18 protein-coding genes are annotated in these 20,824 nt (G+C 47.9%); 1 reads left to right on the top strand and 17 read right to left on the bottom strand.

Annotated elements, in window-relative coordinates; genetic code table 11:
• Positions 1-37 precede the first annotated feature (37 nt).
• Positions 38-1,087, bottom strand: coding sequence for a 16S rRNA (cytosine(1402)-N(4))-methyltransferase RsmH (gene rsmH / locus BN1938_RS20285; protein ID WP_050642251.1), 1,050 nt, complete (start codon positions 1,085-1,087; stop codon positions 38-40).
• Positions 1,088-1,339: 252 nt separating this feature from the next.
• On the opposite strand from rsmH, the gene BN1938_RS20280 reads away from it, so the two are divergent.
• Entirely contained in the window at positions 1,340-1,900 is a 561-nt protein-coding gene (locus tag BN1938_RS20280; protein WP_255350422.1) for a ferritin-like domain-containing protein, read from the top strand.
• A 78-nt stretch (positions 1,901-1,978) separates the two neighbouring features.
• Here BN1938_RS20280 and BN1938_RS20275 read toward each other — a convergent pair whose 3' ends face one another.
• The 16 genes from BN1938_RS20275 to BN1938_RS20200 all read right to left on the bottom strand — a co-directional run bounded on the left by BN1938_RS20275 (position 1,979) and on the right by BN1938_RS20200 (position 20,603).
• A complete protein-coding gene (locus BN1938_RS20275) occupies positions 1,979-2,398 on the bottom strand; it encodes a C-GCAxxG-C-C family protein (protein WP_050642250.1) in 420 nt (139 codons plus the stop codon).
• 30 nt (positions 2,399-2,428) lie between these two features.
• Positions 2,429-3,814: an NADPH-dependent glutamate synthase gene (gene gltA, locus BN1938_RS20270; protein WP_050642249.1), complete on the bottom strand. Its 1,386-nt coding sequence runs from the start codon at positions 3,812-3,814 to the stop codon at positions 2,429-2,431.
• Complete coding sequence (locus tag BN1938_RS20265; protein ID WP_050642248.1) at positions 3,814-4,704, bottom strand: sulfide/dihydroorotate dehydrogenase-like FAD/NAD-binding protein; 891 nt, start codon at positions 4,702-4,704, stop codon at positions 3,814-3,816. Before BN1938_RS20265 ends, gltA begins: the two co-directional genes overlap by 1 nt.
• Before the next feature lie 211 nt (positions 4,705-4,915).
• On the bottom strand, positions 4,916-6,097 hold the full coding sequence (locus tag BN1938_RS20260) for an iron-containing alcohol dehydrogenase (protein WP_050642247.1): 1,182 nt from the start codon (positions 6,095-6,097) through the stop codon (positions 4,916-4,918).
• Between the two features lie 168 nt (positions 6,098-6,265).
• Positions 6,266-7,729 (bottom strand): chitobiase/beta-hexosaminidase C-terminal domain-containing protein, encoded by a 1,464-nt coding sequence (locus BN1938_RS20255; protein ID WP_050642246.1) that lies wholly within the window; start codon positions 7,727-7,729, stop codon positions 6,266-6,268.
• Positions 7,730-7,740: 11 nt separating this feature from the next.
• Positions 7,741-8,580, bottom strand: coding sequence for a bifunctional methylenetetrahydrofolate dehydrogenase/methenyltetrahydrofolate cyclohydrolase FolD (folD, locus tag BN1938_RS20250; RefSeq protein WP_050642245.1), 840 nt, complete (start codon positions 8,578-8,580; stop codon positions 7,741-7,743).
• Between the two features lie 11 nt (positions 8,581-8,591).
• Positions 8,592-10,262, bottom strand: a complete 1,671-nt coding sequence (locus BN1938_RS20245) for a formate--tetrahydrofolate ligase (RefSeq protein ID WP_050642244.1) — start codon at positions 10,260-10,262, stop codon at positions 8,592-8,594.
• A 16-nt stretch (positions 10,263-10,278) separates the two neighbouring features.
• Positions 10,279-12,714 (bottom strand): FtsK/SpoIIIE family DNA translocase, encoded by a 2,436-nt coding sequence (locus BN1938_RS20240; RefSeq protein ID WP_050642243.1) that lies wholly within the window; start codon positions 12,712-12,714, stop codon positions 10,279-10,281.
• Positions 12,715-12,817: 103 nt separating this feature from the next.
• Positions 12,818-13,546 carry a ClpP family protease gene (locus BN1938_RS20235; RefSeq protein WP_025657388.1) on the bottom strand — a complete coding sequence of 243 codons (729 nt, stop codon included), beginning with the start codon at positions 13,544-13,546 and terminating at the stop codon, positions 12,818-12,820.
• 181 nt (positions 13,547-13,727) lie between these two features.
• The gene (locus tag BN1938_RS20230; protein ID WP_050642242.1) at positions 13,728-15,002 is read right to left on the bottom strand and encodes an O-acetylhomoserine aminocarboxypropyltransferase/cysteine synthase family protein; all 1,275 of its coding nucleotides are present in this window, start codon (positions 15,000-15,002) and stop codon (positions 13,728-13,730) included.
• Positions 15,003-15,014: 12 nt separating this feature from the next.
• A complete protein-coding gene (locus BN1938_RS20225; protein WP_082203089.1) occupies positions 15,015-15,770 on the bottom strand; it encodes a CFI-box-CTERM domain-containing protein in 756 nt (251 codons plus the stop codon).
• A gap of 39 nt (positions 15,771-15,809) precedes the next feature.
• On the bottom strand, positions 15,810-16,541 hold the full coding sequence (locus BN1938_RS20220) for a YebC/PmpR family DNA-binding transcriptional regulator (RefSeq protein WP_050642241.1): 732 nt from the start codon (positions 16,539-16,541) through the stop codon (positions 15,810-15,812).
• A gap of 114 nt (positions 16,542-16,655) precedes the next feature.
• A complete protein-coding gene (locus BN1938_RS20215; protein WP_009004161.1) occupies positions 16,656-17,003 on the bottom strand; it encodes a type II toxin-antitoxin system PemK/MazF family toxin in 348 nt (115 codons plus the stop codon).
• Positions 17,004-17,104: 101 nt separating this feature from the next.
• Positions 17,105-18,268, bottom strand: a complete 1,164-nt coding sequence (gene alr, locus BN1938_RS20210; RefSeq protein WP_050642240.1) for an alanine racemase — start codon at positions 18,266-18,268, stop codon at positions 17,105-17,107.
• Positions 18,265-19,770, bottom strand: coding sequence for a bifunctional ADP-dependent NAD(P)H-hydrate dehydratase/NAD(P)H-hydrate epimerase (locus BN1938_RS20205; RefSeq protein ID WP_050642239.1), 1,506 nt, complete (start codon positions 19,768-19,770; stop codon positions 18,265-18,267). The genes alr and BN1938_RS20205 overlap by 4 nt, the downstream gene beginning before the upstream one ends.
• Before the next feature lie 188 nt (positions 19,771-19,958).
• The gene (locus BN1938_RS20200; protein WP_025657385.1) at positions 19,959-20,603 is read right to left on the bottom strand and encodes a redox-sensing transcriptional repressor Rex; all 645 of its coding nucleotides are present in this window, start codon (positions 20,601-20,603) and stop codon (positions 19,959-19,961) included.
• Between the last annotated feature and the right edge of the window lie 221 nt (positions 20,604-20,824).

Below are 20,824 nucleotides of genomic sequence, written 5' to 3'. Positions count from 1 at the left end.
CATGCAGCTAATCTGCTCTCAGACTGCTGATACTCTGTCAAGCTTTTACTGCCCATCTCATTTTTGTAGACCGGGCCCTGCTGTTTCTGGCGCATTCTTCTGCCGAAGGCCGGATTACATCCTTGGAATAGCTGCTGTATATTCCTTCTTGAAACAGCTGCTTAAATGATTTCTTTACCAGCCTGTCTTCGCCTGAATGAAACGTCAATATGGCCGCTCTTCCGCCTGGTGCAAGGATATTGGGAAGTTTTTCTAAAAACTGGTAGAGCACTTCAAACTCGTTATTAATATCAATGCGCAGTGCCTGGAAGGTTCTCTGACAGGATTTTTTAACGGCCTCCTTTTTCTCAGCGGCAGGGAGGAAATTCAGTGCTTTATCAATTACGCTGCGCAGCTGTCCTGTCGTTTCGATTTTATTTCCCGATCTAAGCTCAGCTGTAACCGCTCTGGAGATCTCTCCTGCATAGGGTTCATCCGAATTCTCAAGCAACATGCCCTCAAGTTCTTCCTGCTCTATGGTACGCAACCTCTGCGCCGCTGTGATTCCCTTTTCGGGATTCATTCTTAAATCCAGAGGCCCGTTTGTTTTGTATGAGAAACCTCTGTCCGGATTGTCAATCTGCATAGAAGATACCCCGAGATCAGCCAGCACAAAATCAAACTGTCCGGCCTCTGCAGCCATCTGGTCTATGTCCGCAAAATTTAAAAGCTTCACAGTCAGAATCTCTGGCCCGTATCCCATACCTGCAAGGCGTTCTTTTGTTTTCACTGATTCGATAGGATCCACATCCAGGGCATAAATATGCCCCTCATGTTCCAGGCATTTCAGCATTTCCAGTGTATGTCCGCCATACCCCAATGTGGCATCCAGTCCCTTCTGGCCGGGCTGAATCTGCAGGAAATCAAGGATTTCATTTACACAGATCGAAATATGCATTCCGGCGGGCGTACTTCCTTTCTGTATGACCCTCTCAACAGTAGATGCATACTTTTCCGGGTGGAGTTCTTTGTATTTTTCTTTATAATTCCTGGGATGCGTCCCCTTATATCTGGGACGCCTTTTGTGTTGCTGTTCCTGGTTTTCCATTTTCTTTACCCTTTCGTCATAAGTGGTTTTCAGGGAAATTTCAGTTTATATAATAACCACTTACTAAAAATCTGTGTATCTGTTCAGAAGCATGAACAAATATGTTCTTATTATATATCAGGAAAGATATGCCGGCAATCTTTTTTAATCGGAAACTCCCATGATGCTCGAGCTTCCTGGAAAAAACATATTTTCTTACCTTCATACATAGATTGTTCTGTCAGTACCTTCAAGTAAAGGAGTAAATATGATATGAATAACTGTGATAATGGGAGAAATAACGATGCCGTTAAACCGGATGCCTGTCAGAAAAAAGAACTTTTTGCAGCCGACGCCCCCTATCCACCGGTCTGTGTGGATGGTGTTAACCGTCTCTATGGAAGAATGATGCTGGATAATGTAGGCGGACAGAATTCAGAGATGACCGCTGTCAGCCTTTATCTCTACAACAACCTGCTGTTGCTGGAGGATGAACGGCTATCCTATGTCTTTCACAAAATCAGTATCGTGGAGATGCATCACCTCGAGATATTCGGACAATTGGCGAGAATGATGGGGGAGAATCCCAGACTCTGGACTTACAGGGGCAATCAGATGTTTTACTGGTCACCCGGCTTTAATAATTACCCCATGGATATCAAGTCTCTGCTTATAAACGCAGTCAACCATGAACGCCAGGCCGTTCAGAAATACCGCTCTCAGTGTGCTAAGATCCAGGATGAGAATATTGTAAGATGCCTGGAGAGGATCATCATGGATGAGGAACTTCATATTCAGATTTATGAGTCACTGTACGACGAATACTGCGGATAGCCGGTTAGGCTGCTTTTATGTAAAAAAAGAGACTGCTTTAGGCAGTCTCTTTTCAGCATCTTCCAGTGCGGCTTCTATTTATTCTTTCACAGGATTAGCAGCCAGATACGCTTCTGTCAATTCCACCGCATCTTCAATGCATTGATCACAGCTGCAAATAGGTCTGTCGGAACCGATCCCTTTTAATTCACGGCAAATGATAGACTGGTTCTTCTCACGGAATTTTGCTGCGCACTCCTTTACTTTCTTATAGGTGTCCGCTTTTGTAGATTTCCCTTTTTCAAGGCTTCCTACACTGTTCTGCAGCCCCAGTACTATGGTCATGCCGGACACGGCTCCGCACACTTCCATCATACCCATGCCAAATCCGAATCCTTCTGAAATCCGAAACATCTCCTCTTCCGATATGCCGAAATCCCGGCAGAATGTGCAGGTTACGGCCTGACAGCAATTATACCCTTTTTTATGATATCCCAGTGCGGTTTCTTTTCTGGTCATAGAAGTTCCTCCTGTGTAAAATCAGCTTCTTTATTTGTTCAGATATTCATCGATGCCTTTTGCACCTGCTTTTCCGGCGCCCATTGCGAGGATTACTGTGGCAGCGCCCGTTACGGCATCTCCGCCTGCATAAACCCCCTCTTTGGATGTCTGTCCGTTTTCTTCTTCCGCAACGATACATTTTCTTCTGTTCACTTCAAGGCCTTTTGTTGTAGAAGAAATCAACGGATTCGGAGAGGTACCGAGTGACATAACGACCGTATCCAGTTCGATCTCATACTCGGAACCTGGAATCTCTACAGGGCGTCTTCTTCCGGATGCATCCGGTTCGCCCAGCTCCATCTTGATAACCTTCATTCCTTTTACGTATCCGTTATCGTCCACAAGGATTTCCTTTGGATTGGTAAGAAGGTCGAAAATAACCCCCTCTTCTTTCGCATGATGAACCTCTTCTACTCTGGCCGGAAGCTCTGCTTCGCTTCGTCTGTAAACGATATGTACCTCGGCGCCAAGCCTTAATGCAGTTCTTGCCGCATCCATGGCAACATTACCGCCGCCGACTACTGCCACCTTTTTGCCTGCAACAATCGGAGTATCGTAATTGTCATCAAATGCCTTCATCAGGTTGCTTCTTGTCAGATATTCATTGGCTGAGAAGACCCCGTTCGCATTCTCTCCCGGAATTCCCATGAACATTGGAAGTCCCGCGCCTGAACCGATAAATACGGCCTCAAAGCCTTCTTCTTCCACAAGCTGGTCTATGGTTGTGGATTTACCGATTACAACATTAGGCTCAAATTTGACGCCTAACTCTTTTACTTTCTCGATCTCTTTCGCAACAACCTTTTGTTTTGGAAGACGGAATTCAGGAATTCCGTATACAAGTACGCCGCCGAGTTCATGCAGCGCTTCAAAAACAGTTACGTCATATCCCATCTTTGCCAGGTCTCCGGCACAGGTAAGCCCGGAAGGTCCAGAACCGATGACTGCCACTTTATGTCCGTTTTTCGTCTCAGGACACTCCGGTTTGATGTCATGTTCCAGCGCATAATCGGCTACAAATCTCTCAAGTTTACCGATCGAAACAGGCTCTCCCTTGATTCCGCGGATACATTTTCCTTCGCATTGTGATTCCTGAGGACATACACGTCCGCAGATAGCCGGAAGTGCGGAAGCTTTTCCGATTACTTTATAGGCTTCTTCTATATTGCCTTCTTTTACTTCTTTAATAAAACCAGGAATATCGATTGCTACCGGGCAGCCGTCGATACATTTGGCCACTTTACAGCCAAGGCATCTGTTTGCCTCCTCCATAGCCTCTTCCCGGTTATATCCAAGGCAGACTTCTTCAAAATTCGTTGCACGTACTTTCGGGTCCTGCTCTCTGACAGGCACTTTCTTTAATACATCAGCCATTAGTTGTCACCTCCGCAGTTTCCGCATCCACCATGATGAGTATCTCCCTCTTGAACTTTCAGCATCGCACGGCCTTCTTCTGTCTTATACATCTGGCTTCTCTTCATTGCCTGGTCGAAGTCTACAAGATGTCCGTCGAATTCCGGGCCGTCAACGCAGGCAAACTTGATCTCATCGCCTACCTGAAGGCGGCATGCGCCGCACATTCCGGTTCCGTCTACCATAATCGGGTTCATGCTGACAATTGTCGGCAAATCCAGTTTCTTAGTAAGCAGACATACGAACTTCATCATGATCATCGGTCCGATTGCCACGCATACATCGTACTGTTTTCCCTCGTTCTGCACCAGGTCTTCGATAACGGCCGTAACCATGCCGGAACGTCCGTAAGAACCGTCGTCCGTTGTAACATAGAGATTGCCTGCTACAGACGCAAGCTCTTTTTCAAGAATCAGCATGTCCTTCGTCTTGGAACCTACAATAACATCGGCTTCAATGCCGCGCTCATGCAGCCACTTTACCTGTGGGTAAACCGGCGCCGCGCCGACACCTCCGGCTACAAATAAAATCTTTTTATTCTTCAGTGCTTCGATATCTTCATGAATAAACTCAGACGGGCATCCGAGCGGTCCGACAAAGTCCCGGAAACTGTCTCCCTCTTTTAAGTACGCCATCTTCGTTGTGGACGCACCCACTTCCTGGAAAACAATGGTAATCGTTCCTGCCTCTCTGTCATAGTCGCAGATTGTAAGCGGAATTCTCTCACCTTTATCATCCATCTTAACAATCACAAACTGTCCTGGCTGGCAGTGGCTGGCAACACGCGGTGCATGTACATCCATAAGATAAATCTTATCAGCCAGTTTTTCTGCTTTTAATATCTTGTACATCTTATTCCTCCTTGTAAAAAATCACCCTTTCCTTATAATACGCTATAAATAAAGGATTGGCAAGTATTCTTTCAAAAAACAGAGCATGTTCTGTTTTTGGCTGCTGTTCATACCCTGCGGTTATGCACAGTAACCGTTTTCCTTATCATAAAAATGGGGCAGACACACACTCGTGCCTGCCTCCATCCATATGTACCAGGGAACCATTCAATTAAAAATCAACTTCTGTTCCATAGTAAATGCAGTTAAATAATCTTTCCATCTCTGCAGGAGTAATGCTTCTCGGATTAGAACCTGTGCAGGCATCACCTACGGCCAGTTCGGAAATATGTGCAATTTTTTCTTTGAATTCCTCTTCATTAATACCGAATTCTTTCAGGGTCTTTGGAATGCTCAGCTGAACATTGAAGTCGTCAATCTTTTCACAAAGACTGTTGATCAGAGCCTTTTCGGAAGTTCCCTGAAGTCCTGTTCTGCGTGCGATTTCGGCATAACGTTTTGCGGCAACAGGATCTTTTGCATTGTACTTAATTACATATGGAAGGTACATTGCATTTGCGCATCCGTGTGTAATATGCCCTGTTGAAAAAGCAGCGCCTGTTTTATGAGCCATTGAGTGTACGATACCAAGCAATGCATTTGAAAATGCCATTCCTGCCAGGCACTGTGCCGTATGCATCTGCTCCCTTGCTTCCATGTTGCCTCTGTAGGAAGCCGGCAGGTAATCAAATACCATCTCAATTGCCTGAATTGCCAGTGGATCTGTAAATGCACAGTTTAGAGTAGAAACATATGCTTCGATTGCATGGGTAAGTGCATCCATCCCTGTATATGCAACCTGTTTTGCAGGAAGTCCCTCTACCAGTTCGGAATCCACGATTGCAACATCCGGTGTGATATTGAAGTCAGCCAGCGGATATTTAACGCCTGTCTGATAATTTGTGATAACGGAGAAAGCCGTTACTTCCGTTGCAGTTCCTGATGTAGACGGAATTGCTGCAAACTTTGCTTTCTGTCTTAATTCAGGGAAGTTGAACGGAATGCATAAGTCTTCGAAAGTCACCTCAGGGTATTCATAGAAAGCCCACATTGCCTTTGCTGCATCTATCGGGGAACCACCGCCCATCGCAACAATCCAGTCCGGCTCAAACGCGCGCATCGCCTCGGCGCCCTTCATAACCGTCTCAACGGATGGATCCGGCTCAACCCCTTCAAAAAGCTCTACTTCCATGCCTGCATCTTTCAGGTATCCGACTGCTCTGTCAAGGAAGCCCTGGCGTTTCATGGAACCGCCTCCCACGACGAGGATTGCCTTTTTCCCTTTCAGGTTTTTCAGTTCTTCCAGACAGCCTTTTCCGTGATAAATGTCTCTTGGTAATGTGAATCTGCTCATTTTATTGCATCTCCTTTATAAGTACGTTATTTTTTTAACATGCTAATTATAACACTGTTAAAGTTTTAACGCAACCCAAATGTAGGAAAAATCATGTTAAAAAATGTACAAAAATAACGCTGCAATTATGTCAAAAATATACACAATTGCAGCGGTGTTATTCTTTGCTTATTCAGGCAGTTCCAATACATAATTTCTCTTTGTGATCTGTGTGGTTTTGCCGCTTTTGCTGACAAGGACCGCGCAGAACATCGTCTGCCCTTCCGGCATATCAATAGGGCCTTCATATTTGGCGGAAGCGGCGCTGGGATCCGTTCCGTCCATGGTATAATATGCAGTATACCCTTCCGGCACATTGATTGTTATCTGTGTTGCCGTATCATACTGGCCTGTGGACGGGGTCACGGCGGGTGCATCTTCTACCGGAATGTCCACGTTGTATACTCTCGAAGCTGTAAGGCTCGGAATCTTTTTCTTATTGACGGAGATTGCCTTTATCGTCGTCGTCCCCTCTTCCAGGAGAATCGGATCCTGATATTTCGTGCTGGAGGTATCCGGTTCGGAACCATCTGTAGTATAATAGATAGCTTCACCTGCGGAGCTTAAGGACACTTCCTGTACCTCCGGATAGGTGCCCTCTTCCAGGCTGAATTCCGGCTCTTCGGATACGTAGGACTTTACGCCAAGAAGAACGTTATCATCCTCGCAGCCATCCAGCAATTCCGATATTTTCAGCAGCTGCTTAGTCTCCACGTAAAAGTCTATGGCTGCCTGATACAGTTCCACGTTGGAAGGCTGTGAGCTTATGGCAGTCATAAAGACCGCTTCCGCCCCTTCCAGGTCGTCCTGCTGGCTGTATACCTTAGAAAGGCCGGTATAGGCCTCTGCTCTCTTATCGTTTTTTGAGATCGCCTTATTAAAATAATTTTCCGCCTGCGTATAATCATTGGTCACTAGCGCCTGATTGCCTTTGCGGATCTGGCCGGTATAGGAGTTCTGATAAAAGACAAATCCAAGCACTCCCGCCAGAATCAGCAGGACAAGCACGATGATGAGCGCTCTCTGACGCCTTTTTTTCGCAAGTCTTTTTTTGCGGGCTATCTGCTGGCGCCGTCTTTCTTCCGCTTCATTTCTTTCCTGCCGCAGGGAGCCTGTGCTCTGGCGCATGGATCCGGTTGCCATTCTTCCCGTCTGCCGCATAGAACCAGTGTTTCTGCCTGTCTGGCGCATGGGACCGGTAGAGGACCGGCTGCCCTGGCGCACGGAACCTGTGGAAGTGCGGCCCGTCTGATATCTGGAATCGGCTCCAGGCTGACGCGAAGGACCCGATGCCGCTCTGCCGGGCTGACGCCCCTGTCTCGCTGCCGCATTTCTCCGGGCGCGTATCTCGTCCAGTTCTCCCTGGTTCAGTACTCTTGTCGAATTACTGTACTCCCTTGTTCCGTCACGGCGGTATCTTCGGATATCGTCTGTCCTAATCTGTCTTGTGGCGTCTTCGATAGAACCCTTCACTTCCTGAGCGAGGACATCTTCCAGAGGATTATAATCTGGTACAATCTGAACTTCCATATGGCATTCCGGGCAGTAAAGCATGTCGTCCGGAATCATGGCACCACAATGTGTACATCTCATCTTATTTCCTCCTAGCTGCGCGCAGTTTCCACACAGTTGTTCATCAGCATGGCAATTGTCATAGGACCTACCCCGCCCGGCACGGGCGTAATAGCAGACACTTTATCAGCCACATCCGTAAAATCCACATCTCCGCAAAGTTTGTTATTCTCATCCCGGTGCATCCCCACATCAATGACGACTGCACCCTCTTTTATATATTCTGAATTAATAAACTGCTTTTTCCCGATTGCAACGATCAGTATATCGGCACGCCGGGCAACTTCTTTCAGATTTTTCGTGCGGGAATGCGCTACGGTTACCGTCCCGTTTTCCCGAAGAAGCAGAGCCGCCATGGGCTTGCCTACAATATTGCTTCTTCCGATCACAACGCATTCTTTTCCTTCTATCCCGATACCGGAGCGCTTCAGAAGCTGGATAATGCCGGCTGGCGTACAGGATAAAAATCCTTTTTCCCCGATCCAGAGGCGTCCCACGCTTTGCGGATGGAAGCCGTCTACATCCTTATCCGGTGAGATTGTCCGGATAACCAGATCTTCATTAATGTGGGAAGGCAGAGGCAGCTGCACCAGAATTCCATTGACACCGCTGTCCGCATTCAATGTCTCCACGAGAGATACAAGTTCCGCCTCCGTCGTAGTCTCAGGCAGTTCAAACGCCCGGGATTCTATCCCGATATACGCGCAGGCCTTTTTCTTATTATTGACATACACAGAGGAGGCCGGATCATCCCCCACCTGTACAACCGCCAGGCAGATATTGCCCCCCATTTCCTTTATTTTCTGTACTTCTTCCTTTAATTCGTCCTTTATCTGAGCTGAAATCAGCTTTCCGTCAATTATCTGTGCCATTCCATCCTCCTTTAGAAGAGCCCGGTAATCTTACCATCTTCAGTAACATCTATATGATTAGCAGCGGGGACTTTAGGAAGCCCCGGCATCGTCATAACTGCGCCCGTCAGCGCGACTACAAATCCTGCGCCGGCACTGACATATACCTCCCGGATGTGGATATCGAAGTTCTCCGGCCGTCCGAGTTTTTTCGCGTCGTCAGACAACGAATATTGATTCTTGGCCATACAGACGGGGAAGGTTCCGAAGCCCATCGCCTCGATCTTAGCCAGCTGCTTCTCGGCCGCAGGTTCGTAGACTACACCGCGCGCTCCGTATATTTCTTTTGCTATGGTCTCTATTTTTTCCTTCAGTGACAGTTCGTCCGGATATAGCGGATGGTAATGGCTTTCCTTATTCTCCAGGGTCTCAAGTACCTTTTCCGCCAGCATGATACCGCCGGCTCCGCCCTTTTCCCACACTTCTGAAAGTGCAAATTCACAGCCGCGCTCCTCACAGAATGTGCGGATGTATTCATTTTCCGCCGCTGTATCTGTCACAAAAGAATTCAATGTTACAATAACAGGTATGTCATATTTCTGGATATTCTCTATATGTTTTTCCAGATTGACAATCCCTTTTGCAAGCGCTTCCAGGTTCTCTTCGCCCAAATCGCTTTTTGCAACTCCCCCATTATACTTCAAAGCGCGCACTGTTGCAACTAAAACTACGGCATCCGGTTTTAGTCCTGCCTTGCGGCATTTGATATCCAGGAACTTTTCTGCGCCCAGATCCGCACCGAATCCTGCCTCGGTAATCGTAATATCGCTGATCTTAAGCGCCATCTTGGTGGCACGGACACTGTTGCAGCCATGGGCAATGTTCGCGAAGGGCCCGCCGTGTATCAGCGCAGGTGTATGTTCCAGCGTCTGAATAATATTCGGTTTGACCGCATCCTTTAAAAGAGCGGTCATCGCTCCTGTGGCCTGCAGATCGTCTGCCGTAACCGGATCTCCATCAAAATTGTAGGCCACGATAATTCGGCCGAGTCTCCTTCTCAAATCCGCCAGATCATCTGCCAGACACAGTATGGCCATGATCTCTGAGGCTACGGTTATAACAAAATGGTCTTCCCTCACCATTCCGTCCATTTTACTGCCCAGCCCCACGACCGTATTGCGCAGCACCCTGTCGTTCATATCCAGGCAGCGTTTCCAGACCACCTGCCGGGGATCGATTCCCAGCGCGTTTCCCTGCTGGATATGATTGTCCAGCATTGCCGCCAGCAGATTGTTTGCAGAGGTGATTGCATGAAAATCACCTGTAAAATGAAGGTTCAGATCTTCCATCGGAACCACCTGGGCATATCCGCCTCCGGCTGCGCCGCCTTTGATTCCGAAGCAGGGGCCGAGAGACGGCTCCCGCAGGGCAATCAGCGCTTTTTTATTCAGCTTGGCCATTGCCTGGCCAAGACCTACTGTGGTGGTGGTTTTCCCTTCCCCCGCCGGGGTCGGATTGATTGCCGTTACAAGAACCAATTTCCCATCCTTGCGGTCCTTGACCTTATCCCACAGATCCTCGGAAAGTTTTGCTTTATATTTGCCGTAGAATTCAAGATCATCTTCTTTAATTCCAATGCTTGCCGCCACATCCCTTATGTGCAGCATCTCTGCCTCCTGCGCAATCTGAATATCTGTTTTCATTTGATTCCCTCCTGGATTATATATTATCTTTTATATACTGTTCAAATTCTTCTTCTGACATCAGGATCTTTCTGGGCTTAGTCCCTTCTTCTTCCCCGACAACACCTGCTTCAGCCAGCTGATCCATGATGCGCGCCGCTCTGTTAAAACCAATTTTGAACATACGCTGCAGCATGCCGATAGACGCCTTTTCCTTATCTATGATCAGTTTTCCTGCCTCCACGAAATATGTATCCCTGTCGCTTCCGCCTTCCCCAGCCCCGGGCATCATACCGCCGGCTGCAGGCGCTCCCGCATTCGCGTTCACGTGCTCTTCCACTTCTTCGCTATAAGAAGCGTTGCCATTGTGTTCAATCAGATAATCAACGACTTTCTGCACTTCCTTGTCAGAAACAAACGACCCCTGCACTCTGACAGGCTTCGGAAAACCTGTCGGGTAAAATAACATATCACCTTTTCCTAGAAGCTTTTCCGCCCCGTTCATATCAATAATCGTTCGGGAGTCAACCCCTGATGATACAGAAAAAGCGATTCTGGATGGCATATTCGCCTTAATCAGCCCGGTAATTACATTGACAGAAGGCCGCTGGGTCGCCAGAATCAAATGCAGTCCGGCTGCTCTGGCCAGCTGTGCCAGACGGCAGATGGCTCCCTCTACTTCTCCGGGCGCTACCATCATCAGATCTGCCAGCTCGTCCACAATAATCACGATCTGCGGCATCTTCTTTGGCGCGTCTCCGTTCGTTTCCAAATGGCCGATCTTATCGTTAAATCCTTTCAGATCCCTTACATTGTATTCCGCAAAAAGCTTATAGCGCTTTTCCATCTCAGCGACGGCCCAGTTCAGTGCCCCGGCTGCTTTCTTAGGATCCGTAACCACTGGGATCAACAGATGCGGAATTCCGTTATATACACTGAGTTCCACCACTTTCGGGTCTACCATAATCAGCTTCACGTCTTCCGGGTCAGCCTTATAAATGATACTCATAATCAATGTGTTGATGCATACAGATTTACCGGATCCAGTGGCTCCGGCAACAAGGAGATGCGGCATCTTTGCAATATCCGCAACCACCACTTTCCCGGAAATGTCCTTACCCACTGCAAAGGAGATACCGGACTTCTTGTTCTTAAATTCACTGGATTCCAACAGGTCTCTCAGCATAACCGCCGTATTTTCACTGTTGGGCACTTCGATGCCGACGGCTGCCTTACCGGGAATAGGAGCCTCAATTCTGAGATCGGTCACAGCCAGGTTCAGTTTAATATCGTCGGCCAGGCCCACGATTTTGCTGACTTTTACACCCTGCTCCGGTTGAATCTCATAACGGGTGACAGAGGGGCCGCAGCTTGCATTGGTCACATGTACCTGTACGCCAAAATTCTGAAGCGTCTGCTCCAGCTTGAGTGCGGTGGCCCGCAGGTGGGCGTCTGAATCCCCGCTCGTTTTCTTCCCCCGGTTCAGCAGGGAAAGCGGCGGAATCCGGTAGATTGCCACAGGGTGTTCTTCCTGTGCCTTGATAGTCTCTTCTACATGTACTGCCTCGGCAGCCACCATATGGGCACTCTCCTGTGTCTTACGCTTTTTGGCCGGTTCGGGTGTCTTAACCGGTGTGTCCGGTACGATCTCCTCCACGGATTCCGGCTCCGGACGGTTAATTACCAGCTCCTCAAACGGAGATGGCACAGGTGCTTCTCCGGCCCCCGTGTCCTCCGGTGTTAACTCCTGCAGATCAGGAGTCTTTCTGTGTATTGTTTTATCTGACAGGGTGGTGGCAAAAGAAACTCCGGATACCTTACGATCCTGTCTTTTTTGCTTTTCAGTCTCTCTTTGCTGTTTCTGCTCCACCCGTCTCCGGGCAGCAGCCGCTTTTTTCGATCTGGCGTCTTCATACGCCTTTTTACTGTGGTGCCCCAGCGGCGCAAGAAGCGATTTCTCCGTGATCAGGATCACACAGATTACCGCAAATATGATGATCACCACATAGGTGCCCACGACGCCGATCAGCGGACACAACAGCTTTACAATACAGCCGCCTATCAGACCGCCGGCATTCTTATGCTGACTGGCAAGCTTATAATAGGTCAATAATCCCGCTTCAGAATCGTAAGGATTCATGACCAATTCTAAAAATGCGGTCAGCAAAAGCAGCAGCAGAACAATGGCTCCCACTTTTATGTACGCGTGTGCGTTGCCTTTATTTGATATGGAAAAGGCAACCACACCGAACAGGATAAATGGCAATAGATATGCCATAAATCCGAATAATCCGAACATGACTGACGAAACTGCCTCCCCCGCAATTCCCCCCAGGCCAAAATTACTAATCACAAGCAGGATACAAACCGCCAATACGGCAAGTATCAGAATCTCTTCTTTCAGGGCTGTATTTTCCTGCTTTTTCGTCCTCCGGCCTGTTGTTTTTCTTTTCTTTGTCGACTTTGCAGCCATTATACTTCCCCCTTGGTATTTACACATACTGTATTTAGTATACCATTATTTGAAAAGCATGTCATTATTAAATTTTTCTCACTCAAAAATATCAGGGATTAGATTATAAACCGGGAAGATCCAAACCTGTTTCTTCTCTGTTCCTGTCTTCAATCATGGAATGAAGTTTGGAAAGCGCCTGGCTGATGCCCCCGACCTCGTCGATCAGTCCTTCTTTCACTGCGTCTTCACCTTCCAGCAAGGTTCCCACATCTTTTACAAGCTGTGTGGAATCCAGCATTAATTTTTCCAGGCGTTCCTGGGTTATATTGGAATGGGATGCAATGAACTTTGTGATCCGGTCCTGTGTCTTTTCCATGTTGCGGTAACTCTGAATCACTCCAATAAACATGCCGGTAGATCTTACCGGGTGTACAATCATCGTACCGCTGGGTACAATAAAGGAATAGTCTGCGGAAACGGCGAGCGGTCCTCCGATAGAGTGGCTTCCGCCCAAAACAAGTGACACAGTGGGTTTACTGAGCGAAGCTATCATCTCTGCGATGGCAAGTCCCGCCTCCACATCGCCTCCCAGTGTATTCAAAAGAATCAGAATGCCTTCGATCTCATCATTGTCCTCTGCTTCTGCCAGACGCGGAATCAGATGCTCATATTTTGTGGCTTTTGTATTGCCGGAGACTGCCTCATGCCCTTCAATCTCGCCGATAATCGTCATCAGCTGGATATTATGCCTGCCGCTTTCCTTGCCAAGCCTGAGGGTACCGGTCTCTTTAATCTCTTCGTTCTCATCAGCCTGAGTTTTCCGAATCTGCTCTTCTTTATTATTATCCATTTTATTCCTGCCTTTCCTTCTCGTAACAATGCTTCATTTTTATATAGTATCTGAAAGAAAAACAGGAATTATACATTGATTTGCAGCTTGCAGCAAAACCGCTCCACAGGGGCATGTTTTGATTTGTAATCGGACAAATCAAAAATGGTATGGATGATTGTATACATCCATACCATTCAAATTATTGCAGTGCCTGCTCAATATCCGCAATAATATCCTCTACATTTTCAATCCCAACGCTGAATCTGATCAGGTCAGGCTGAACACCTGCCTCCAGCAGCTCCTGCTCATTCATCTGGCGGTGCGTGTGGCTTGCAGGATGGAGCACACAACTGCGCGCATCCGCAACATGAGTCACGATCGCCACCATTTTCAGTTTATCCATCATCTCAACTGCCGCGCTGCGTCCGCCTTTCAGACCAAATGTCAGTACGCCGCAGGTGCCGTCCGGCATATACTTCTGAGCCAGGTCATAATACTTATCCCCGGGAAGAGAAGGGCAGGACACCCAGGCTACCTTCTCATGGCTCTGCAGGTACTTTGCAACGGTAAGTGCATTTTCACAATGGCGGGGCATACGCAGATGAAGCGTCTCCAGCCCGATATTTAATAAAAATGCGTTTTGCGGCGCCTGAATAGATCCCAGATCTCTCATCAGCTGTGCGGTGGCTTTCTGAATATAGGCGAGCTTGCCAAATTTCTGTGTATAGACAATCCCATGGTAGGTCTCATCGGGTGTCGTCAGTCCCGGAAACTTCCCGGGCTGCGCTTCCCAGTCAAAATTACCGCTGTCCACAATGGCTCCGCCCACACAGGATGCGTGGCCGTCCATATACTTGGTGGTAGAGTGGGTCACAATGTCTGCCCCCCACTCAAAGGGACGGCAGTTGATCGGCGTTGCAAATGTATTGTCCACAATAAATGGTACTCCATGTGCATGCGCCGCTTTTGCAAATTTGTCAAAATCAAGAACGACTAGCGCCGGGTTTGCAATGGTCTCCCCGAATACAGCCTTTGTGTTGTCCTTAAAAGCAGCCTCAAGCTCTTCCGGCGTGCAGTCCGGATCTACAAAATCGGCTTCCACTCCCATCTTTCTGATGGTATGCGCAAACAGGTTATATGTACCGCCGTAAAGTGCAGAAGCACATACAATATGGTCTCCTGCCTCTGCAATGTTCATGACCGCATAAAAATTAGCCGCCTGGCCGGAGGAGGTAAGCATGCCGGCAACACCACCCTCTAAATCACAGATCTTAGCGGCAACCGCATCATTGGTCGGGTTCTGCAGCCTTGTATAAAAGTATCCGGCTTCTTCCAGGTCGAACAAGCGCCCCATCTGCTCGCTGCTTGTGTACTTGAAAGTAGTGCTCTGGCAGATTGGCAGGACTCTCGGCTCTCCGTTTCCCGGTTCATAACCGGATTGTATGCATTTTGTCTCTATCTTATAGCTGCTCATGTTTCCTTCCTCCTAAGAATATAGATATTTCTTTTCCAGCTTCCGTACCATATCGCTGTAGAGCATCTGGCATTCCTTCTCTTTGCCTTCCTCAATCAGATGGACGCAGGGACTCAGATAATCCTGCCAGATTCCCGCGTATATACTGGCTGAATCTTCCTGCCGGTCGATGCGTTTTACGATGGTTGGTGCGATATTATAATATTCATTCACCGTATCCATACCTTCTTTGGACTCCAGCAGATACTGGTCACGGTAATTCCGAAGCAGCGTCAGTTCATAACAGTCGTCCGGTTTATCCAGGCTTCTGCAGACTGCTGTTGTGATATAGCAGAGCCCTTTTTTGAAGCCTCCCTGGATCTGTTCACGGGTGGAATGCCCGATTTTATTATCCGGCATCCTTTCATTATATAACTCAATCATCTTTTCAGTAAACTCTTTTGTCTTCACACTGCTGATCTCCCCCAGAAGCGGGACAAAAAAAGATACCATATTCATATTAAAGTCAAGACAGGCCAGATCCCGCTTCCTTTTTGAAGGCACCGCCGCCAGCTGCTTTGCCGCATAATCCGGGATGACAGAAGCCGTCTCTGCCAGCGCTTCATCTGACTCCTCGAAAGCTTCTCTGATACGCCCCAGGAGCGCGCCGTGCCTGTTCAGTAATATGTCCATATCAGATGCATAAGTTTTTTTATGAAACTTTTTTGCATATTCGGCAGTTTCCTGAAATAAAGAAATCATATCTGCCTGCAGATTTTCCTGATTCATATTATCTCCTCTTTTTGTAAGGTATTGGCATACCGCTGATTATTCGTCCCAGTTATGATATACGTCCTGCACATCATCATCTTCATCCAGCAGATCCAGTGTCTTCTGAATATTCTTAATGTCATCCTCAGAAGTCAGTTCCACATAGGTCTGCGGAATCATCGTAACCTCGGCATCTGCCATACTGATGCCCTCTTCTTCCAGCTTCAGGCGTACTGCGCTGAAATCTTCCGGCGCGGTAAGGATCTCAAAACTGTCATCGCTCTCGGTAAAGTCTTCCGCACCTGCGTCCAGTGCCAGCATCATCAGCTCATCGGCATCCATGCTGCACTCTTCCTTATCAACCAGTATCTGTCCCTTTTCATCGAACATAAAAGAGACACAGCCTGGGGTTCCCACATTACCGCTTCCCTTTGTAAATGCGTTCTTTACATTGGAAGCAGTCCGGTTCTTGTTGTCCGTCAGGGCCTTTACGATAATCGCTGTCCCGTTGGGCCCATAACCTTCATATGTAATATGCTCATAATTGTCGCCCGCACCCTCGCCGGCCGCTTTTTTAATATTCCGTTCTATGGTGTCATTCGGCATATTGTTGGCCTTTGCCTTAGCAATTACATCACGCAGGCGGCTGTTGTTGTTCGGGTCCGGACCGCCGCCCTCTTTTACTGCAACGGCAAGCTCACGTCCAAGTTTCGTGAAAACCTTGCCCTTTGCAGCATCATTTTTTTCTTTCTTATGTTTAATATTCGCAAATTTAGAATGTCCTGACATCTCTAATCTCCTCTTTTATATTTTCTTTACGTATTCTATCCGCAGAACTTGCCATACAATTTTACCACTCTTTTTTGTATATTTCAATTCTTTCTTCACAGATTCATCTCTGGGTTATGTAGGAAGTTCCAGACTGATCCGGATCGCATCGTTCACCCGCTTCATCATTCCACTGTCTACATGGCAGACAAATTCTTTCAGACGCTGCTTGTCGATCGTCCGGATCTGCTCCAGCAGGATCACGGAATTCTTTACAATATGGTATTTCTCTGCGCTGATTTCAATATGGGTAGGAAGTTTTGCTTTATTCATCCTGGATGTGATTGCCGCACAGATTACCGTAGGGCTGTGCTTGTTGCCTACGTCATTTTGTATAATCAGTACCGGACGGATACCGCCCTGTTCCGAGCCCACGACAGGACTCAAATCTGCATAATATATATCGCCTCTTTTAATTACCAAATCACTTCACACTCCGATTCTAATACTTTGATACTTGAGTATTCCCGCTTTTTTCGGATGTATGCAAGTGCACGAAAACTTTGGACAATCTTTACGATGTACTAGAAATATTCTACCTGTTTTACCACTTCCCCGTTCCTGGTATAAACCCTTGGGATCCTTCTGCCCAGACAGCAGACGAACTCATAGTTAAAACGTCCGCAGAGACCGCTTAGTTCTTCCACAGAGATGTGTTCCTCCCCATCAAAGCCGACCAGAACAGCCTGGTCCATGAACGTCACGCCCGGGATATCTGTCACATCAACCATAAACTGGTCCATACAGACCCTTCCAAGTATCCTGGCCCGCCTGCCGCGGATCAGCACGTCAGCTTTATTCGAAAGCCCTCTGGCGTATCCGTCACCGTACCCGACAGGAATTGTGGCTACTTTCATCTTCTTAGGTGCAATGAAAGTACCGCCATAGCTGATGGAAGTACCCGCTTCTACTTCCTTCACAAAAGTAACGTGGCTGATCAGCTCAAGCGCTGGCTTGAGATCCACGGCTTCCTGCGAGACCTCCCCTGACGGGTACATTCCGTATGTGGAAATACCCGCGCGGACCAGATTATGTTTCATGTCCGGGAAGTCGATAATCCCGGCGCTGTTGTCACAGTGATAATATGTAATGGAGGTTCCTTCCGCCTGCAGGGCATTCTTCATCCATTCAAACTTTTCGTGCTGCTTAAGTGTGTAGCTCTTGTCGGTTTCATCGGCTTTGGCAAAATGCGTATACATTCCCTCGATCTCTGTATTAGGCAGCATGCCGATCTCCCGGATGGCCTTTACACTCTCCGGGCAGGGTAAGAATCCAAGCCTTCCCATCCCTGTATCAACTTTGATATGTATACGTGCTGTTCTGCCGAGCTTTTCCGCGGCTTTTGACATGCCTTTTGCCATCTCCTTCATATAAACAGTGGCACGGATATCCTTAAGAATCATCTCCTCATACTGCTCCGGGAAAATACAGCCGAGTACGAGAATTGGCTTTTTAAGCCCTTCCTTCCGGAGAGCTGCAGCCTCCTCCAGGCTTGCGGTGGCGTAGCCCCATATGTAATCCTTTTCTTCAAACATCTCCGCAATCGGCACGGCGCCATGGCCGTACCCATCCATCTTTATCACGGCGATGATCTGCGCCCCTTCCCCGATCCGCCGCCTCATCTGTTCCATATTATATGATACGGCATCCAGGTCTACCCTGGCAAATACCCTGTTAAACTGTTTCATTGCTCCATACTCTCCTCTGTTCTTTTTAGGCAGTCCCCGATTCCCGCTGTTATATCTTCTGCCAGCACACTGTAGGAACCCCTGGCTGCTTTGGCCTCGTCTCCCGCACAGGCGTGCAGGTATACCCCGCAGACAGCCGCCTCATAAGGCTTCAGTCCCTGGGCCATCAGCCCTGTAATAACCCCCGCGAGCACATCACCGGACCCGGCCTTTGCCATGGAACTGTTTCCCGCAGTATTGACGAATATCTGCCGGTCCCACTTGGCCGCAATTGTTCGTGCATCCTTTAAGACGCAGACAACACCCGCCCTGTCTGTAAATGCCCTGGTCATCTCAAAACGCTTTTCCTGCAGCTCTGTAACAGAACAGCCCAGCAGGCCGGACATTTCTTTCATATGCGGCGTCAGGACAATTGGCCGCTCCCGTTCTTCCAGCAGTTCCGGATGGCACCCCAGTATATTCAGCCCATCTGCATCTATCACACAGGGAATCTGAACCTCTTTCACGACCTGAGTCAAGATACTCTCCGCAACACGGCTCTGTCCGAGCCCGCAGCCAATGCAGGCCACATCCGCCCATGCGAGGAGATCCCGAATGGCTTCTTCCTCATATTCAGTATAAGTGCTTACAATCGCTTCCGGTAAAAGCTGCTGCAATATCACCCGGTTATCTTCATGTGTATAAATCCGGACCAGACCCGCGCCGCATCTATACGCGGCCTTCGCACTCAGATATGCGGCGCCCGACATACCGCGGCTTCCGGTAATCATCAGGATCTTCCCATAGGTTCCTTTATGTGAATTGGGCCTTCGGGGCGGGATCATCTCCGGCAGGTCCGATTTTTCAAATGTGTAGCAGACACCCGGTTCTTTTTCAAAAAGCTTCCGGCTGATTCCGATGGATACGGCAACAGTTTTTCCGGCATATTGGCAGCCCGGATGTAAAACACAGCCCAGCTTTTCGCACTCAAAAGTCACCGTCAGATCGGCTGAAAATGCCGTCCCTAATACCTTTCCTGTGGCAGAACAGATGCCGGAAGGGATATCTATGGCAATCTTCTGTCCCGGCAGCGCATTCATCTTTTTAATATTTGCCGCGTATGCTCCCGAAATCTCCCGGTTCAGGCCCACGCCGAAAACGGCATCCACTATAACAGTATATTCCTTCCTGCTGATTGTTGTTACTACAGGAACACCGCAATTTTCAGCGATTTTCATTTGCTGCATGCAGTCAGGAGTCCTGGATTCTTCGTTTCCGATGAAAGCGGCCTCAACATCACAGCCTTTTTCTTTTAACAGGCGCGCAACTGCAAAGCCGTCGCCGCCGTTGTTGCCGGAGCCGCAGACCACCAGCGTTCTGTGTGTATTGATCTTTTCCTGCTCCATAACGGCCACCGCCGCCAGAGCAGCCCGCTCCATCAGCACCATAGAGGGAATCCCGATCTCATGGATCGTGTAATTGTCCGCTTTCTGCATCCATTCACCGGTCGGCAGATATCTCATATACTCACTCTCCTTTATTGTGTTTCGCTTGTGAAACCCGCGTCCGCAGCGTCCTCACCGGCATCTGCCTCTAATACCACTGTGCGTATCCACCGAAGGGATTGTATCTGATAGGCGCAGGTGTCCTAATAAGTGAAATAACGTGCAACGAAGGCGCAGTGCCTTTGTTACACGTTTTATATTGTTAATCAATTATCATGTTCTTCATTGTAACGGCTGATATTATAAGACAGTTTCATCAAACTATCAGACAAATGTACGCTTTCTACGATCACATCATCCGGCAGGTGCAGATCAGTGTGCGCAAAATTCCATATGCCCTTGATACCATTCTCAACAAGCATATCGGCTACTTCCACCGCTTTTGACTTTGGAATCGTCAATGCAGCAATCTCTATGTCCGTATTTTCAACAAATTCTCTCAGGTCGTCCATCATACGGATTGGGATTCCTCGTATAGTTACCCCTTCCAGTCTTGGATTCACGTCAAAAATTCCCTGCAGTATAAAGCCGCTCTTTTCAAAAGCCGCGTAATTGGCAAGCGCCTGTCCCAGGTTACCCGCTCCTATTATGATTACGTTATGTTTTCTGTTCAGTCCCAGAATCTTTCCGATCTCTGTATAGAGATACTTAACATTGTATCCATAGCCCTGCTGGCCGAAACCACCAAAGTTGTTTAAATCCTGGCGAATCTGAGATGCAGTGACGCTCATCTTCTTGCTCAGGTCATTTGATGAAATCCGTTCTACTCCTGCATCCAGTAATTCTCCCAAATATCTGTAATATCTGGGCAGCCGTCCAATTACCGCACGTGATATCTCTCTATCTTCCACAGCTATCCCCTCCAAACTTAATCTATTTCATATTATATAGAATTGTACGGGCAAAGTCAAATTTTAGTTGTATTTTAAACTATTTTCGTTATAATGAAATAAGTATACGCAAGGGCATCCCGCAGCTCATGCCCCGCGGGCAGGTTTTCAGCATAGCTGAAAATTAATCTTTATTTTTCAAGATAACAAGCGGGGTTCGGCGGCTGAAGCAGAACAGGGAG

The organism is Eubacterium sp. SB2 (assembly GCF_001244405.1).
In the GTDB taxonomy this organism is placed as follows: Bacteria; Bacillota; Clostridia; order Lachnospirales; family Lachnospiraceae; genus Faecalicatena; species Faecalicatena contortus_B.
The sequence above is the reverse complement of the archived record's forward strand: the minus strand, read 5'-3'. Positions and strand labels throughout refer to the sequence as shown.

Coding starts and splice junctions, on each gene's coding strand:
- rsmH (WP_050642251.1), bottom strand. CDS start 1,087: ATGGAAAACCAGGAACAGCAACACAAAAGGCGTCCCAGATATAAGGGG.
- BN1938_RS20280 (WP_255350422.1), top strand. CDS start 1,340: ATGAATAACTGTGATAATGGGAGAAATAACGATGCCGTTAAACCGGAT.
- BN1938_RS20275 (WP_050642250.1), bottom strand. CDS start 2,398: ATGACCAGAAAAGAAACCGCACTGGGATATCATAAAAAAGGGTATAAT.
- gltA (WP_050642249.1), bottom strand. CDS start 3,814: ATGGCTGATGTATTAAAGAAAGTGCCTGTCAGAGAGCAGGACCCGAAA.
- BN1938_RS20265 (WP_050642248.1), bottom strand. CDS start 4,704: ATGTACAAGATATTAAAAGCAGAAAAACTGGCTGATAAGATTTATCTT.
- BN1938_RS20260 (WP_050642247.1), bottom strand. CDS start 6,097: ATGAGCAGATTCACATTACCAAGAGACATTTATCACGGAAAAGGCTGT.
- BN1938_RS20255 (WP_050642246.1), bottom strand. CDS start 7,729: ATGAGATGTACACATTGTGGTGCCATGATTCCGGACGACATGCTTTAC.
- folD (WP_050642245.1), bottom strand. CDS start 8,580: ATGGCACAGATAATTGACGGAAAGCTGATTTCAGCTCAGATAAAGGAC.
- BN1938_RS20245 (WP_050642244.1), bottom strand. CDS start 10,262: ATGAAAACAGATATTCAGATTGCGCAGGAGGCAGAGATGCTGCACATA.
- BN1938_RS20240 (WP_050642243.1), bottom strand. CDS start 12,714: ATGGCTGCAAAGTCGACAAAGAAAAGAAAAACAACAGGCCGGAGGACG.
- BN1938_RS20235 (WP_025657388.1), bottom strand. CDS start 13,546: ATGGATAATAATAAAGAAGAGCAGATTCGGAAAACTCAGGCTGATGAG.
- BN1938_RS20230 (WP_050642242.1), bottom strand. CDS start 15,002: ATGAGCAGCTATAAGATAGAGACAAAATGCATACAATCCGGTTATGAA.
- BN1938_RS20225 (WP_082203089.1), bottom strand. CDS start 15,770: ATGAATCAGGAAAATCTGCAGGCAGATATGATTTCTTTATTTCAGGAA.
- BN1938_RS20220 (WP_050642241.1), bottom strand. CDS start 16,541: ATGTCAGGACATTCTAAATTTGCGAATATTAAACATAAGAAAGAAAAA.
- alr (WP_050642240.1), bottom strand. CDS start 18,268: ATGAAACAGTTTAACAGGGTATTTGCCAGGGTAGACCTGGATGCCGTA.
- BN1938_RS20205 (WP_050642239.1), bottom strand. CDS start 19,770: ATGAGATATCTGCCGACCGGTGAATGGATGCAGAAAGCGGACAATTAC.